This is a genomic window from Streptomyces sp. NPDC005266 (assembly GCF_040607655.1).
Lineage (GTDB): Bacteria > Actinomycetota > Actinomycetes > Streptomycetales > Streptomycetaceae > Streptomyces.
Genome location: NZ_JBEXHC010000018.1, coordinates 112,542 through 127,475, shown reverse-complemented (window position 1 = coordinate 127,475; position 14,934 = coordinate 112,542). Strand labels below are relative to the sequence as shown.

Sequence of the window (14,934 nt, the reverse complement as noted above, 5' to 3'; positions counted from 1 at the left end):
GCGCCGGTCCTGCTCGGCGACGGCATCCCGGGGCTGCGCTTCGCCGGTACGCCCGTGATGCGCGACGCCCTCCGGCCGCCCGTGCGGCGCGCCGTCCTCGGCGAGGACACCCTCTTCGAACTCGACCTCACGACGTCGCCGCCGGGCGAACCACTGGCCGACGAGCACCCCGATACCGGGCAGGCTGGCGGCGAACGTGAGCACCCCGTACACGACGGCGACGGTCAGCCCCTGGGCCGTGCCCAGGCCCGCGGCGCCGAACGCCCAGGCGGTGACACCCTCCCGGGGGCCCCAGCCGCCGACGTTGAGCGGCAGCGCCATCGCGATCAGGGCGAGCACCATCAGGGGCACCAGCACGGTCAACGGAGCGGTTGACCCCGCGGCCCGGGCGGCCAGCAGGAACATCCCGAGGTGTCCGGCCAGGACCAAGACGGACGACACCGCCACCCCGGGCCAGCTGCCCCGGGCCAGCAGCCCGCGGCGCGCCTCGCCCAGCGCGGAGCGCGCCGCGCGCTGCCACCGCGAGGTGCCGGGCGCGCCGCGCAGCCGCCGCCACGCGGCGAAGGCCACGGCCAGCCCGCACACCGCGGCGAGCACGGGCACGGCGCCAGGTGTCGCGGTGACGCGGTGGGCGAGGTGACGGGTCTGCTCCACGGCCAGGGAGGGCCGGGAGAGCAGCAGCGCCACGCCCACCGCGATCAGGACCACCTGGCCCGCGACCCGTTCGAGGACGACCGCGCGCACCCCTCGGCCGACGTCCCCGGCGCTGCGTCCGTGCCGTACCGCGCGGTGCACATCGCCGAGGACGCCGCCGGGCAGCGCCGCATTGAGGAACACGGAGCGGTAGTAGTCGGCGACGGCCGGGCCGAGCGGCAGCCGGATCCGCAGCCCCCGGGCCACCAGACACCAGCGCCAGGCGCTGAACACCGTGGTCAGCAGCCCGATGCCGAGCGCGGCCAGCAGGGTGAGTCCATCGATCCTGCGCACGCCGTCCAGGAAGGCTCCGGTGCCCAGCCGCCACAGCAGTACGGCGAGGATGGCCGCTCCGGCGAGCGCCCCGAGGCGGCCCCTGACCGCCGCGCTCACGCCGCCGCTCCCATCGGCACGGGCGCGGGCAGCGCCAGCAGATCGGTGTGGTGCACCACCACCCGCAGCGCGCCCGCCGCACACTCGGCCAGACGGCGCCGCAGATACGCCTCGGCGCGCGGCGCGAGGTCCGGCCGGTGCTCGACGGCGGCGCCGACCCAGCCCCGCAGCCACTCGGCGGTCAGCGCGGAGTCCTCGGACCCCAGCTGCCAGGGGCTGGCTTGCGTGCGTACGGTCGCGCCGTGGCGGGCGAAGACCTCGGAGGCCACCGCGATGGCGTCGGGCCCCAGCAGACCGCCGCGCCGCTGATGGGCGTTGAACGCGTCGGCGATCTCGGCGTCCAGCGGATCGCCCGGGGTCAGCTCGACCCGCCCGGCCACCGAGAGGGCCAGCAGCGCCGGGCATCCGGCCCCGGCGCAGGCGGCGGCGATGCCGTCCACCTCGTTGCGGGTGAGCACGTCCAGCAGGGCGGAGGCCGTCACCAGCGAGGCGTCGGCGAGGGTGTCCGCGGTCAGCCGCGCGAGGTCGCCGCGGGCGGTGGCGACCGTAATACGGCTGCCGTCGGGGCACGTCCGGGGCGTTCGCACGGCGGCCCGGTCCAGCAGGTCGGGGTCGCGGTCGTGCAGGATCCACAGCTGGGGGCCGTGGCCGAGCCGGGGCGCGAGCCAGCGCCCCATGGAGCCCGTGCCGCAGCCGAGGTCGTGCACCACCAGCGGCGGGTCGGTGAGGCGGGCCCGCAGCGGCTCGAGCAGTTCGGCGGCGCGGGCGGACGCGTCGGCGCCCTCCCGCAGCTCCAGCCAGTCGGGGGTGTAACGCGGTACCTCGGTCGTCTTCACGCGGCCCTCCGGGGCTCTTGTCGCATCTGTTCCAGCGCACCGGCCAGATGTTCGGTGGTCGTCTCCCACCCGGCCAGCGCGGCGCGCCGCTCACGGGCGGCGGCCGTCAGCCGGCGGCGGGTGTCGGGTTCGCCGAGCCAGCGGCGCAGCGCCCCAGTGAGCGCCTCCGGGTCGTCCGGGGCGACGAGCAGGCCCGGCACGCTCCCGTCGGGCGCGTGCCCGAGCGCCTCCGGGACACCGCCGACGGCCGTCGCCAGCACCGGGATCCCGCGCGCCAGCGCCTCGGTCACCGCCATGCCGTAGGTCTCGGCGTACGAGGTGAGCACCAGGAGGTCGGCGGTGGCGTAGCTCGCGTCCAGCTCGGCGCCGTGCCGCGGGCCGGTCAGGCGCAGCCGGTCGCCGAGGCCGCACCGCTCGATCAGCTCCCGCAGTCGGGCGACATAGCCGGGGTCCTGGCCGAGACCCCCGACACAGTCGCACTCCCACGGCAGATCGATGATGTCCGCGAGGGCCCGTGCCAGCCGGTGCTGCCCCTTGCGCGGGGTCACCGAGGCGACGCACAGCAGCCGTGAGCCGTCGTCGCTGCCCGAGGCGAGCGGCGCGATATCGGCGCCCGGCGCGGCGACATGGACCCGGCCACGGGCGAGCCCGTGCCGGGAGACGAGCCGCCGGGCCGCCCAGTCGCTGGTCGCCACGACCGTGCGCACCGAGCGCAGGGTCCTGCCCTCCAGCGCCTCCAGATCCGCCGCCCGGCCGGGGGCGAGCCCGGTCTCGTCGGCCAGCGGCAGGTGCACCAGTACCGCCATCCGCAGCCGTTCGGCGTGCGGTACGACGATGTAGGGGAGTGCGCAGGCCACGAGCCCGTCGAGGAGCACGACGGAGTCGTCCGCCAGCTGCGAGAGCAGCCGGGCCAGTTCGGCGTGGGCGGCCGGTACCGGCTGGGGCCAGCCGCCCGCGAGAGCATGCTCCTGGACCTGCCAGCCGGCGCCGGGCAGCTCCCGGCAGACCCGGCGGTCGTAGACGTTGCCGCCGCTGGGCGCGGCCGGGTCGTCCACGCCGCCGGGCAACACGAAGTGCACGGTGGGCATGTCGGCGCGGCTCATAGCGCACGCTCGTAACTCGCCCACGCGATGTGCGATTCATGCAGGGTGACCGTGATCCCGGCAAGGCCGCGCGCGCCCTCGCCCAGCGCTCCCGCGTGCACCCGGTCGGCGAGCCGGTCGGCGATCACCTTGGCCAGGAACTCGGTGGAGGTGTTGACGCCCTTGAAGTCCGGCTCGTCGTCGAGATTGCGGTAGCTGAGCGCGCCGGTCACCTCGCCGAGCTCCCGGGTGGCCAGTCCGATGTCGACGACGATGTTGTCGTCGTCCAGCTCGGCACGGCGGAAGGTGGCATCCACGAGGAACGTCGCCCCGTGCAGCCGTTGCGCGGGTCCGAAGACCTCGCCGCGGAAGCTGTGAGCGATCATGATGTGGTCGCGGACGGTGATGCTGAACAACGGATGACCCTCCCGGTGCGGCGCGTCGGGGCCCCCTCTGCCGGGGCCCGGCCTCTAGTACGGCCGCCGTGTTCTCGGTGTTCAGACCGATGTCGCGACAGATTACGGGCGGTACGTCACGCGGTGGCACAGCCCCGCAAGCTCGCCGGACGCCAGCTGTGGCAGCACCCGCGGCAGTTCCTCGAAGGCGCACTCGCCGGTCACCAGCGCGTCGAAGGAGGGGTCGGCGAGCAGGTCGAGCGCGAGGGCCAGCCGGTCGGCGTAGCCGCGGCGGGAGCCCCGGGCCGGGGACACCGTCCCCACCTGGCTGCTGCGCACCGTCAGCCGGCGGGAGTGGAAGGCCTCCCCGAGCGGCAGGCTGATCCGCCGGTCCCCGTACCAGCTCAGTTCGATGACGGTGCCCTCCGGGGCCAGAAGCTCCAGCGAGCGCGCGAGCCCCGCCTCGGTGGCGCTGGCGTGCACGACGAGATCGCAGTCGCCCGCGGCCTCCTCGGGGAGCGCGAAGTCCACGCCGAGCGCCTTCGCGATATCGGCGCGCGCCGGCTGTGCGTCGACCAGTTGGACCCGTACGGCGGGAAAGCGGGCGAGGACGGCGGCGACACTGGCGCCCACCATTCCGGCACCCACCACGGCGATCCGGTCGCCGAGCAGCGGCGCCGCGTCCCATACGGCGTTCACCGCGGTCTCCACCGTCCCGGCCAGCACGGCCCGGGACGCGGGCACCGTGTCCGGCACCGGGGTCACCGCGCTCGCCGGGACGACATAGCGGGTCTGATGCGGATACAGGCTGAAGACGGTCCGGCCGAGCAGGGCCGGCGGCCCCTCCTCCACCAGACCCACGTTCAGATACCCGTACTTGACGGGCCCGGGGAAGTCGCCGTCCTGGAACGGCGCGCGCATCGCGCTGTGCTGGCTCTCCGGCACGCCGCCCCGGAAGACCAGGGTCTCCGTGCCGCGGCTCACCCCGGAGCAGAGCGTGCGCACCACGACGTCGTCGGGGCCGGGGTCGTCCAGGGCGACCTCACGTATCTCACCGTGGCCGGGGGAGCGGAGCCAGAAGGCGCGGGCGGCGCGCGTCATCGGCGTCCTCCTGAGGGATCGAGCGGAATCATCGGGGTGGCTCCACGGGGTGGACATCGGGGTGAACCGCGCCGTCGGACAATCGGCGGGACATCGGGCTGAACAATCGGGCGGCGGCTCACGTACCGATCACCATGAAGCCGCGAACACGGTACGCGGCCCCCATCCACTCCGCCACACAGCCGGAGGGTGCACGGTGGCCCTGAACAATACGTACAACTCGAGACTGTTGCTCCACGAGACCGCCGTCGGCGCGGCCGCGCAGCTCCTGCTGCTGGCCCTGCTCGGCACGGCGATCGACCTGGGCCCCGTGGGCTGGTTGACCGGCCTGGCCTTCGCGATCGTCACCTGGGCGGTGCTCACCCGGGCGCTGTCCCGGACGTGGCTGCAGTCCTTCGGGGCGGCCAACCGGGTCACCCTGGCCAGGGCGACCCTCGTCGGCGGGGTGACCGCGCTGGTCGCCGACTCCTTCGAGAGCCCGCCCCCGGTCACCGTCCTGGTCGCCCTCACCGCCGTCGCACTGATCCTGGACGCGGTCGACGGCCAGGTCGCCCGCCGCACCGGGACATCGTCCTCCCTGGGCGCGCGCTTCGACATGGAGGTCGACGCGGTCCTCATCCTGGTGCTCAGCATCTACGTGGCCACCGCGCTCGGACCGTGGGTGCTTCTGATCGGCGCCATGCGCTACGCGTTCGTCGCCGCGGCCCGGTTCCTGCCGTGGCTGAACGGCTCGCTGCCCCCGAGCAAGGCCCGTAAGACGGTGGCCGCGCTCCAGGGGATCCTGCTGCTCGTCGTCGGCTCCGGCCTTCTCCCGCACGCGGCGGCCGTCGCGGCGGCTCTGCTGGCGCTGACCCTGCTCAGCTGGTCCTTCGGCCGCGACATCCGGTGGCTGTGGCGCACCAGGGACGAGCGTCAGATCGGCGGGGCGGCCGAGCTCCGGACGGAGCGTCAGCCCGAGGGCGCGGAAGCGGCAGCCGTTTGCCTGAACGGTGCTGCCATCGCCCGGCCTCCCTCCGACCGAAACAGTTTCGTACCGGCGGGACGGTAGCGCGGCCGGGCGGGGAACCGGGCTACGGCGCCCGCAAGTTGCTCCTGCGAACCCTGTGCATCTGAGAGATGCATGTGTGCGCCCATCCGCACACAATGGGCCGTGGGCACGTGCGGTGCCCACGGAAAGGCGGTTTGCGTGAGCCACCAGCAGGGACACCCCCACCCCCGCCCCCATCCCGCGACCTGGCGGCACCGGCTCGGGCATCTGCTGAGACCGCATACGCACGAAACGGCCGACAAGGTCGATTCGGCGCTGGAGTCCTCCGCCCAGGGCATGCGCGCGCTGTGGATCTCCCTCGCCGTACTCGGGGTGACGGCCGTGGCGCAGGCAGCGGTCGTCGTGGTGTCCGGGTCGGTGGCGCTGCTCGGCGACACCGTCCACAACGCCGCCGACGCGCTGACCGCGCTGCCGCTCGGGGTCGCGTTCGTCCTCGGCCGGCGGGCGGCCAACCGCCGCTTCACCTACGGCTACGGGCGGGCCGAGGACCTGGCCGGGATCGTCATCGTGCTCACCATCGCGGCGTCCGCCGGATTCGCCGCCTGGACCGCCGTCGACCGGCTGCTGCACCCCCGGGAGATCAGTGCCCTGCCCGCCGTCGCCACCGCCGCCGTCGTCGGCTTCCTCGGCAACGAGTGGGTGGCCCGCTACCGCATCCGCGTCGGTCGCGCGATCGGCTCGGCGGCCCTGGTGGCGGACGGACTGCACGCCCGTACCGACGGATTCACCTCGCTCGCCGTGCTCTTCGGCGCGGGCGGCGCGGCCCTGGGCTGGCCGCTCGCTGACCCGATCGTGGGCCTGCTCATCACCGCAGCGATCCTGCTGGTGCTGCGGGACGCCTGCCGGGAGGTGTTCCGGCGCCTGATGGACGCCGTCGACCCCGCCCTGGTGGAGGCGGCCGAAGCCGCGCTGCGAAAGGTCGCGGGCGTACGGGAGGTCGGCGAGCTGCGGCTGCGCTGGATGGGGCACCGGCTGCGCGCCGAGGTCGCGGTCGTGGTCGACGGCACACTCACCGTACGCGAGGCCCACCGGGTGGCCGTCGAGGCCGAACACGCCCTGCTGCACGCGGTGCCGAGACTCACCGCCGCCCTGGTGCACGCCGACCCCGCCCCCGTGCCGGGGCTGCCCGACCCGCACGCGGCGCTGGCCCACCACGCCGTCTGACTCGCGGATGAAGGGGGGCTCACGGCGCGCCCCGCGAGTGCTTGGGCGGTGCCTTGCGGGCTGAGGATGTGGGCTCCCTTCGTCAGCGGCAGCGTACCCAGCCACCGGCGGGGCCATGGGGGCGGCCACCGGCTGGGCCGTACGAGTGACGTGGCGCCGTCCGTGGACCAGGTGGTTGCGCCACCCCCCGGGGTGAAGCCGACTATGTCCGGGTGACCCCTTCATACCTGGCATTCCGGGCGCTGTCCGGGCTGCCGGCCGCCGTCGCCGAGCCGTCGCAACTCCTGCCCGCGCGCGTGCAGATGGCCTTCACCCTGGGTTTTCACATCGTGCTGGTCCCCTTCGGGGTGGCCTTCACGTTCATGATGCTGCTCGCCCACCGCCGCGGGTTGCGCCACGGCGACGACCAAGCGCTGCTGCTGGCCCGGCGCTGGTCGAAGGTGGCCGCCGTGCTGTTCGCCGTCGGGGCCGTCTCCGGGACGGTGCTGACCTTCGAACTGGGAGTGCTGTGGCCCGGACTGATGGGACGGTACGGAGCCGCCTTCGGCTTCCCGTTCGCCATCGAGGGGCTCTTCTTCTTCCTGGAGGCCATCTTCATGGCCATCTACATCTACGGCTGGGACCGGCTCCCGCCCTGGCCGCACTTTTGGACCGGCGCCGTGGTGACCTTGGCGAGCGTCGGCGGGACCGCGTCCGTCGTGGCCGCGAACGGCTGGATGAACCAGCCGGGCGGCATCGTGCTCCGGGCCGGCCGTATCGTCGATGTGGCCCCGGCCAAGGTGTTCTTCAACGGTGCCTTCTGGTGGGAGACGGTGCATATGCTCCTCGCCGCGTACATCGTCGCGGGCTTCACCGTCGCCGGCGTCTACGCGAGCGGCATGCTCAAGGGCCGGCGCGACCCCTACCACCGGCTCGGCTTTCTGATTCCCTTCACGACCGCGGCCATCGCCATGCCCCTGCAGTTCGTGGTGGGGGACTTCATCGCCCGCGAGGTGTTCGAAAAGGAGCCCGCCAAGTTCGCGGCCCTCGAACTGCTGCCCACCACCGGCGACCATGTCGCGGAGACCCTCGGCGGAATCCTCGTCGACGGGCAGGTGCGATACGGCATCCCCCTGCCGAACGTCGGCTCCGTCCTCGCCGGCTTCACCCCCTCCACCCGCATCAAGGGCACCGACGCGATCCCTCCCGCCGTGCGCCCCGACGAGGGAGTGGTCAACGTCGTCCATCTGGCGTTCGACATCATGGTCGGCACCGCCACGCTGCTGCTCCTGCTGTCGGCGTGGTTCGCCTGGCTGTGGTGGCGACGGCGTACGGTGCCCGCCGGCCGGTGGTTTCTGCGCTGCGCGACCGTGGCGGGCCTGGTCGCCCTGGTGTGCTTGGAGAGCGGCTGGGTGGTGACCGAGGTCGGCCGCCAGCCCTGGACGGTCGTGGGACTCCTGCTCACCCGCGACGCCGTCACCACCACCGGCGATCTGTGGCCCTTCCTCGGCGCCGCGCTCGCCATCTACGCAGGAGTCGCGATCGGAGCCGGGTACGCACTGCGGGCCATGCACCGGCGCTGGCGCGCGGAGGGCGACGCGGCCGTCAGCGTCCCCTACGGACCACCGCCGGCCCCCTCACCCGCGCCCTCGGCCACCGGAGGTGACGGGGCATGACGGACCTCACCGCGATCGTGATGTTCATCGGGGTCATCGCCTACGCCCTCTTCGGCGGGGCCGACTACGGCGCGGGTTTCTGGGATCTGACCGCCGGAGGCGCGGTACGCGGCCGGCGGACGCGCGCGCTGATCGACTCCTCGCTCAGCCCGGTATGGGAGGCCAACCACACCTGGCTGATCTTCTGCCTGGTCATGATCTGGACCGGCTTCCCCCCGGCCTTCGCCGCCATCACCACCACGCTGTACATCCCGCTCGGGCTGACGGCGCTCGGTATCGTCGCCCGCGGTTCCGGCTTCGCCTTCCGCAAGGCGCTGCTGCGCACCGCCCACCAGCGGGTCACCGGCGCCGCGTTCGCCCTCTCCTCGGTGTGCACGCCGTTCTTCCTGGGCACCGTGGCCGGCGGGATCGCCTCCGGCCGGGTGCCGACGGGCGGTCACGGTGACCCGATCACCTCCTGGGTGAACCCCACCTCCGTGCTCGGCGGCGTCCTCGCGGTCGTCGCCTGCGCCTACCTCGCCGCCGTCTTCCTGACCGGCGAGGCCCGGGAACACCATGACGACGCGCTGGAGCGGGGCTTGCGCCGCCGCGCCCTCGGGGCGGGGGCGGTGGCGGGCCTGGTGGCGCTCGCGGGTGTGTTCGTCCTGCGCGCCGACGCCCCGCGCCTGTTCCACCACCTGCGGACGGTCGGGCTGCCGCTGCTGATCGCCTCGGCGGTGTGCGGGGTCGCCGCCCTGGCCCTGCTGTTCAGCCGTCGCTCGCACCTCGTCCTGCGGACCCTCGCGGCGGCGGCGATCGCCACCGTCGTGGCGGGCTGGGGCGTCGCCCAGTACCCGGATCTGCTGGGCACCCACCTGACCATCCAGCAGGCCGCGGCCCCCGCGCCCACCTTGTGGGTGCTCTTCGGGGTCTCCTGCGTCGCCGCGCTGCTCATCGCCCCCTCGCTGCTGCTGCTCTACGCCCTGCAGCTACGCCGCAGACTCGGCTGACCGGCGGCGTGGGCTTGTGCCTTCGTCAGACCCTAGGCATGTTCGAAGACGAAGTCGTCGATGGGGTGGGTCATCCGCACGGTGTTGCTGTCGGTGATCTCGACCACGTGGTGCAGGCCGGTGACGAGCTTGTTGTCCGGCAGGATGCGGAACTCGTCCGCGGCCCCGGCAAGGAAAGAGGGGAAACAGGCCAGGGCCGGATTGCCGAGGTCCAGGTAGTCCTTCAACCGCCGGAACAGCTTCGGGAGCATCACCACCTCGTGGGTGATCGAGTACATCCCGGTGACCTTCACCCCGGTCATGGTCGCGTCGCTGGGCCACAGGCCCTTGGCGGGCGCCGCCTTGGCCTGGTGGACGGCCACCGTCAGCTCGTCGCGCAGGGTGGAAGGCAGGCTTGTGTAGTAGGTGGGGTAGGCCAGGCCGAGCGCGAGCAGGTGATGGTTGGCGGTTTTCCTCAGCAACTCCGGGCCGACGCGGATCTCGAAGCCGCTGGGCGCCGGTGGGGCGCCGCGGCCGACCAGGGCCACGCACCGGTTGTGGACGTCCGCGCCACTGGTGAGGATGAAGCCGGGCACGCTGTCGGGGGTGGCGGTGACGGTCTCGTCCGGATTGCGGTGCACATTGGTGAAGCCGAGCCAGTTCAGCAGTTCGTCCGCGGCGGCGTGGCCGAAGGCCAACGGCTGGTGGACCTCTGGCCCCTGGCCGGAGTAGTGGGTCTCCAGAGTGTCGATGCCTTCCATCCGTACGTTGACATGGCCGTCCGCCTTGGGCACGACCTTGCGGAACCCCGGTACGAGCTTCCAGTCGGTCGGGTGGTCGGGGGTGAAGGGGACGGTGTCACCGTCCGGCTTGGCGCCGCCCTTCACATGGAACGACCCTTTGATCACCAGCATCGGCATGACGGCCCCACACGGTTGGATCATCGGATGAACGGCACGTCCCGGACGAACGTACCCATGCCCGTGACCCGACGGCCAGCCGCCGAACAGGTGACGCAACGCCGTTGAAGACGAACGACCGGCTCAGTGTGAGCGCGACCGCCACTGAGCCCGCGTCGCGGTCCGGCCCGGGCCGCGGTCAGGCCCGGGCCGCCGCCGAGCGCAGCCCGTAGACGCCGGCGCCGAGCACGAGCACCGCCGCTCCCCACACGACCGAGACCAGCGGCAGGGCGAAGGCCAGGGCCAGACAGCCGGTCGTGCCGAGCACGGGCACGATCCGGGCGGGGCGTCCTTCGGCGGGGGTCAGTGTCCAGGCACAGACGTTGGCGATGGCGTAGTAGGCCAGCACCCCGAAGGAGGAAAAGCCGATCGCACCGCGCACATCGGCCGTGGCGGCGAGGACGGCGACGATCGCGCCGACCGCGAGCTCGGCGCGGTGCGGAACCTGGAAGCGCGGGTGCACGGCGGCCAGGGCCTGCGGGAGGTGGCGGTCGCGGGCCATGGCCAGCGTGGTGCGCGAGACTCCGAGGATCAGCGCCAGCAGCGAGCCCAGCGCCGCTACGGCCGCACCGGCGCGCACAACGGGGACCAGGCCGGGAACGCCCGCGGCCCGGACCGCGTCGGCGAGCGGCGCGGTGGCGTGGGCGAGGCGATCGGGCCCGAGCACGGACAGCACGGCCACGGCGACGGCCGCGTAGACGGCCAGCGTGATGCCGAGGGCAAGGGGGATCGCGCGCGGAATGGTGCGCCCGGGGTCGCGGACCTCCTCGCCGAGGGTGGCGATGCGCGCATAGCCCGCGAAGGCGAAGAACAGCAGCCCGGCAGCGCTCAGCACCCCGCCGAAGCCGGCGTCGGCACCGATTGCCAGGCGGGCGGCCTCGGCGGTGCCGCCGGTCAGGCAGGCGGTGACGACGGCGGCGAGGACCGCCAGGACGACCGCGACGATCACCCGGGTGAGCCAGGCGGACTTCCGCACGCCGACGTAGTTCACCGCCGTCAGCGCCACCACGGAGGCCACCGCGACCCCATGCGCCTGACCCGGCCATGCGTACGCGCCCACGGTGAGGGCCATCGCCGCGCAGGATGCCGTCTTGCCGACCACGAAGCCCCAGCCGGCCAGGTAACCCCAGAACGGGCCGAGCCGCTCACGGCCGTAGACATACGTACCCCCGGACCGCGGAGAGCGGGCGGCCAGCCGCGCGGAGGAGGTGGCATTGCAGTACGCCACCACCGCGGCCAGGCCAAGCCCCGGCAGCAGTCCGGAACCGGCCGCCGCCGCGGCGGGCCCAAGGGCCGCGAATACCCCGGCACCGATCATCGACCCGAGCCCGATCACCACGGCGTCGAACACGCCCAGATGCCGCTTCAGCTCACCGCCCTCGGCAGCTGCCGCCGACCCACCCATCGCTCACCCCCTTGAACCTGGCGCACGTTGAACCTGGCGCACGGGAAAACGCCGATGGTGCCGGCCGACAATCGACCAGCACCATCGTTGCCTTGCGGTACATGTGTCCAGGGGAACTGGGACCAGTGCCCCATGGATCGCACCCATCGTAACGAGCTGGTGCTGCCGTGGTCACCTCAGTCGGAGGCGGTCCGTACACCCCCGCCGGACGCGGTGGTGCCAGTGGGGTCATCGCGGGCGCCGAGGACGAAGGCGAAACGGTCGGGGAACACCAATTCTGGTTCCGGATGCCGGGCCCGGATCTCCTCGATCCCCGCTCGAAGCTCCTCATCACTGAAGGTCGACAGTACGGACATGTACCGGGCCCTGACCATGGACAGATACCGCCCGGTGTCCAGACGCAGCTCATGCTCCACGAAGGTCAGCTCGGTCCGGAGCCCCGCATCGGCCAGGTGCTGGGCGATGTCGGCCGGGTCGGGCTGGAACTCTTCGTACCGCTTGAGGGCTTCCGCGAACAACGGATACTCGATGGTGGTCGGCAGCATCGCCACCAGGAGCCGCCCGCCGGGCGCCAGAAGCCGGGCCAGGCCCGCGAGGGTGGCGGCGGGGTCGGTGACGTGGTGCACCGACTCCTTCAGCCACATCGCGTCCAACTGCCGATAAGGCAAGGCGACGGTCCGGTCTGCCACCTCCTCGGCTGAGGCCAGAAGCGGTGACAGAGCAGAAGACGAGTGAAGCTGATCGAGCATCGCCGCCGAAGGATCCACGCACAGCACAGGGTGGTGCGGGCGAAGAGCCTCCGCGATGCCCCTGGCAAACAGGCCAGTGCCGCACCCGATGTCCGCCATACGATCGTCCGCCGACAACTCCAGAGCGGAGGTGATCCGGTCGGACATCCACCGCACGAAGGCCGGGCTGTAAGCCCAGTTGTCGTCGTACGCGCTGGCGAGATGTTGGTAGTGCTCCCCCATGTCACGCCGCACCGACGCCTCCCGACGACCCGGATCACTCACGCTGCCATGGCTTGGCAGACTACCCACATGAGCGGCCCCGGCAACGGGGCGTGTGTCAGCGACCGCGCCGATGTCCGGGTCGAGTGCTCCGCGTGTCCAGCCGACCGATGATCGTCTACTGAGCCACATTCCCACGGGAATCAGGGACTACCGGAGTGCCCGCCAGGCCGAGGGGCTCGAATCTCCGACGGCCTCGCCGGCCCAGGTCGCATAAGTGCCGTCGGCAGCCTTTTGGCCGAATTCTTCAGTCGCCCGCCATCCGCTTGACCCCGGCGTCTGAGGCCTCGAACACCCCTGGAAATCCTGGGCCGCCCGCCGGTGGGGCAACGGCGGCTGCGCGGTCGCGGTCGACGGGGCGCCGAGGTCACGCTCGACCCGAAGAACGACACAATCCCACGGTCGATCAACGACCGTGGGATTGTGGTAAGTGTCCGAGGGGGGACTTGCACTCTCCACTCGGGCACCAGCTCTTTAGTTAGCTGACCAGCGGAGACGTACTCTCTGAGCCCCTTTGGAGACCGTGAGGGTTGGTCATGCTCACCTGCTGTTTCTGCCCGTTCCTGGCCGCTGTTGGTCATGCGTTGGTTACGTGACCAACCCTGCCTGAACAGCAGCGACCCCCGCCCATCCGTCCGGGGGGTGGATCAGATGGGCGGGGCGATCAAGGGGGCTCAGCGCCCGCTACTCAGTTCCTTACAGACTTCGGCACTCGTGGGCCGGTCGGCAGGGTCAGGGCTGAGCATGGCTTCGATGAGCTTGCCGAGCACGCCCGGCACGTTCACCGGGCGGTGCGGTCCGTCCACGATGGCTCGCCGCTGATCCTTGCGGCTGGCGTCGTCGGGATACGCGACGTGTCGCAGGCCGGTTGCACTGATGAAGAGCGAGGCACCGAGGGCATAGACGTCCGCCTCCATGGTCGGCGTGGCCGTACCGGCGTTCAGCACGCTCTGCGAGATTTCCGGGCTTTCGTAGTGGACGAGACAGCCCCGATAGCTGAAGTCGTACGCGGTGGGGATGTCTCCGCCATGAGCCAGCGCGAGATCAATGAGCGCCGTTCCCTCATCGCTGATGATCAGGTGCGCGGGTTGAATGTCCCCATGCGCCCACCCCGTGGCGTGCAACGCGGCTACGGCTTCCGCGCACGACAGTGCTTCACCCAGGTCGGGCTCTGATGAGGCCCCTTCGGCGCGGTGCGGCTGCCAAAGGTCGTACAGGCTGTCGCCCTGGTGCCAGGGTTGGACGTTCCAGGTGCCGTGTTCCCATTCGCCGTAGTTGACGTTGCCCCTGTTGAGCTGTTGCAAGATCGCGCCCTCGCGGGCGGGGGCCAGGGCCGTCCATTCCTGAGCCTCCCATTCGCTTGTTGCTTCGATTGGATAGCCAAGCTTCACGGCATACCGGCCCTGCTGCGTCTCGATCTCCCAAACAGTTGACCCGCGCCGGTCGAGTACGAGCCGCCTTCCTGAAGCCACCAGCGTCTCTAAGACGCTGGTGGGAATCTCGTACGATGCTGCTTCCGCCACTAAATCTGATCCCCTCTAGAGGAGCGAACCGCCCCTCAGCATGTGCCGAGGGGCGGCCCTGTCTCACATCACCGGCCGGAGATTACTCCGCCTGTCCGTACGGCCGTCCGCAGTCGGAATCGCACTGCGCGGCGTTCTCGCCGTTCACGGTCCACAGGTCATCGAAGACCATGAACCCGGCCGCCTTCATGGCGTGCGCGCTGGCTGTGACGGCTTCCAGGGTGCGCCCGCCACCACCGGGGGCCGGGTTGTGGTGCAGGAAGCGCCCGGCGTGCTGGTCGCAGAACTCCCCATACGCCTTGGTGTGCAGGATGAAGGCGTGCAGACCCATGTCCACGTCGTCCGACGGGACCATGGACACGGTGGCGGTGGCCACGGTCGCGAGGAACGCAATCGCCTGGTCGGCGATGCGCTCGGCACGCTCCGGGGTCTGCGCGTTGTGGGTGGCCACGAAGTGAGCGAGGCTACCGAATAACTCTTCGCTGACCAGTGAGCGGCCGGTCCGCTGGTCGTTCACTACTGCTGTCATTGCTGTGATTCCTCCCTGGTTGGAGTGGTGCACGGCACTTGCTGACCCGCCCCGACCGCTAGCCTTTCCTGTTGCGAACGATCGGGGCGGGGGCTCACCCACCCACCAGGCGGGGATCAACACCGTCCGGCGGGTGGAGCCATGGGATGCGTCGTCAGGGGCTACTCGTCGCC

General features: G+C 71.8%; 13 protein-coding genes and 1 pseudogene. 4 read left to right on the top strand and 10 right to left on the bottom strand.

What is annotated here, in order from left to right; translation table 11 throughout:
* Positions 1-147 precede the first annotated feature (147 nt).
* The 5 genes and pseudogenes from ABZU99_RS26575 to ABZU99_RS26555 all read right to left on the bottom strand — a co-directional run.
* A pseudogene (locus tag ABZU99_RS26575) lies at positions 148-1,086 on the bottom strand (lysylphosphatidylglycerol synthase transmembrane domain-containing protein); the annotation flags it as partial.
* Positions 1,083-1,922 carry an SAM-dependent methyltransferase gene (locus ABZU99_RS26570; protein WP_356049183.1) on the bottom strand — a complete coding sequence of 280 codons (840 nt, stop codon included), beginning with the start codon at positions 1,920-1,922 and terminating at the stop codon, positions 1,083-1,085. The pseudogene ABZU99_RS26575 and the gene ABZU99_RS26570, both read right to left, overlap by 4 nt.
* Entirely contained in the window at positions 1,919-3,025 is a 1,107-nt protein-coding gene (locus ABZU99_RS26565; RefSeq protein ID WP_355949393.1) for a glycosyltransferase family 4 protein, read from the bottom strand. The genes ABZU99_RS26570 and ABZU99_RS26565 overlap by 4 nt, the downstream gene beginning before the upstream one ends.
* Positions 3,022-3,420 (bottom strand): 6-carboxytetrahydropterin synthase, encoded by a 399-nt coding sequence (locus ABZU99_RS26560; protein ID WP_355949390.1) that lies wholly within the window; start codon positions 3,418-3,420, stop codon positions 3,022-3,024. Before ABZU99_RS26560 ends, ABZU99_RS26565 begins: the two co-directional genes overlap by 4 nt.
* A 102-nt stretch (positions 3,421-3,522) precedes the next feature.
* Complete coding sequence (locus ABZU99_RS26555; RefSeq protein ID WP_355949388.1) at positions 3,523-4,500, bottom strand: zinc-binding alcohol dehydrogenase; 978 nt, start codon at positions 4,498-4,500, stop codon at positions 3,523-3,525.
* A gap of 196 nt (positions 4,501-4,696) precedes the next feature.
* On the opposite strand from ABZU99_RS26555, the gene ABZU99_RS26550 reads away from it, so the two are divergent.
* The 4 genes from ABZU99_RS26550 (at position 4,697) to ABZU99_RS26535 (ending at position 9,356) form a co-directional block, all read left to right on the top strand.
* On the top strand, positions 4,697-5,548 hold the full coding sequence (locus ABZU99_RS26550) for a CDP-alcohol phosphatidyltransferase family protein (protein WP_356049184.1): 852 nt from the start codon (positions 4,697-4,699) through the stop codon (positions 5,546-5,548).
* 138 nt (positions 5,549-5,686) lie between these two features.
* A complete protein-coding gene (locus ABZU99_RS26545) occupies positions 5,687-6,712 on the top strand; it encodes a cation diffusion facilitator family transporter (protein ID WP_356049185.1) in 1,026 nt (341 codons plus the stop codon).
* A 212-nt stretch (positions 6,713-6,924) separates the two neighbouring features.
* Positions 6,925-8,367, top strand: a complete 1,443-nt coding sequence (locus ABZU99_RS26540) for a cytochrome ubiquinol oxidase subunit I (protein WP_356049186.1) — start codon at positions 6,925-6,927, stop codon at positions 8,365-8,367.
* Positions 8,364-9,356: a cytochrome d ubiquinol oxidase subunit II gene (locus ABZU99_RS26535; RefSeq protein WP_355949377.1), complete on the top strand. Its 993-nt coding sequence runs from the start codon at positions 8,364-8,366 to the stop codon at positions 9,354-9,356. The genes ABZU99_RS26540 and ABZU99_RS26535 overlap by 4 nt, the downstream gene beginning before the upstream one ends.
* A gap of 32 nt (positions 9,357-9,388) precedes the next feature.
* On the opposite strand, the gene ABZU99_RS26530 is transcribed toward ABZU99_RS26535, so the two are convergent.
* From ABZU99_RS26530 to ABZU99_RS26510, 5 genes are all read right to left on the bottom strand, one after another.
* Positions 9,389-10,255, bottom strand: a complete 867-nt coding sequence (locus ABZU99_RS26530) for a nuclease (RefSeq protein WP_356049188.1) — start codon at positions 10,253-10,255, stop codon at positions 9,389-9,391.
* A gap of 178 nt (positions 10,256-10,433) precedes the next feature.
* Entirely contained in the window at positions 10,434-11,699 is a 1,266-nt protein-coding gene (locus ABZU99_RS26525) for an APC family permease (RefSeq protein WP_356049190.1), read from the bottom strand.
* A 176-nt stretch (positions 11,700-11,875) separates the two neighbouring features.
* Entirely contained in the window at positions 11,876-12,682 is an 807-nt protein-coding gene (locus tag ABZU99_RS26520; protein ID WP_356049192.1) for a methyltransferase domain-containing protein, read from the bottom strand.
* 701 nt (positions 12,683-13,383) lie between these two features.
* The gene (locus tag ABZU99_RS26515) at positions 13,384-14,232 is read right to left on the bottom strand and encodes a protein kinase (RefSeq protein ID WP_356049194.1); all 849 of its coding nucleotides are present in this window, start codon (positions 14,230-14,232) and stop codon (positions 13,384-13,386) included.
* 82 nt (positions 14,233-14,314) lie between these two features.
* The gene (locus tag ABZU99_RS26510; RefSeq protein WP_356049196.1) at positions 14,315-14,761 is read right to left on the bottom strand and encodes a hypothetical protein; all 447 of its coding nucleotides are present in this window, start codon (positions 14,759-14,761) and stop codon (positions 14,315-14,317) included.
* Positions 14,762-14,934 lie beyond the last annotated feature (173 nt).

Bases quoted from the DNA above. Each gene is read 5' to 3' on its own strand.
- ABZU99_RS26565 (WP_355949393.1), bottom strand. From the start codon at position 3,025: ATGAGCCGCGCCGACATGCCCACCGTGCACTTCGTGTTGCCCGGCGGC.
- ABZU99_RS26555 (WP_355949388.1), bottom strand. From the start codon at position 4,500: ATGACGCGCGCCGCCCGCGCCTTCTGGCTCCGCTCCCCCGGCCACGGT.
- ABZU99_RS26535 (WP_355949377.1), top strand. From the start codon at position 8,364: ATGACGGACCTCACCGCGATCGTGATGTTCATCGGGGTCATCGCCTAC.
- ABZU99_RS26530 (WP_356049188.1), bottom strand. From the start codon at position 10,255: ATGCCGATGCTGGTGATCAAAGGGTCGTTCCATGTGAAGGGCGGCGCC.
- ABZU99_RS26525 (WP_356049190.1), bottom strand. From the start codon at position 11,699: ATGGGTGGGTCGGCGGCAGCTGCCGAGGGCGGTGAGCTGAAGCGGCAT.
- ABZU99_RS26510 (WP_356049196.1), bottom strand. From the start codon at position 14,761: ATGACAGCAGTAGTGAACGACCAGCGGACCGGCCGCTCACTGGTCAGC.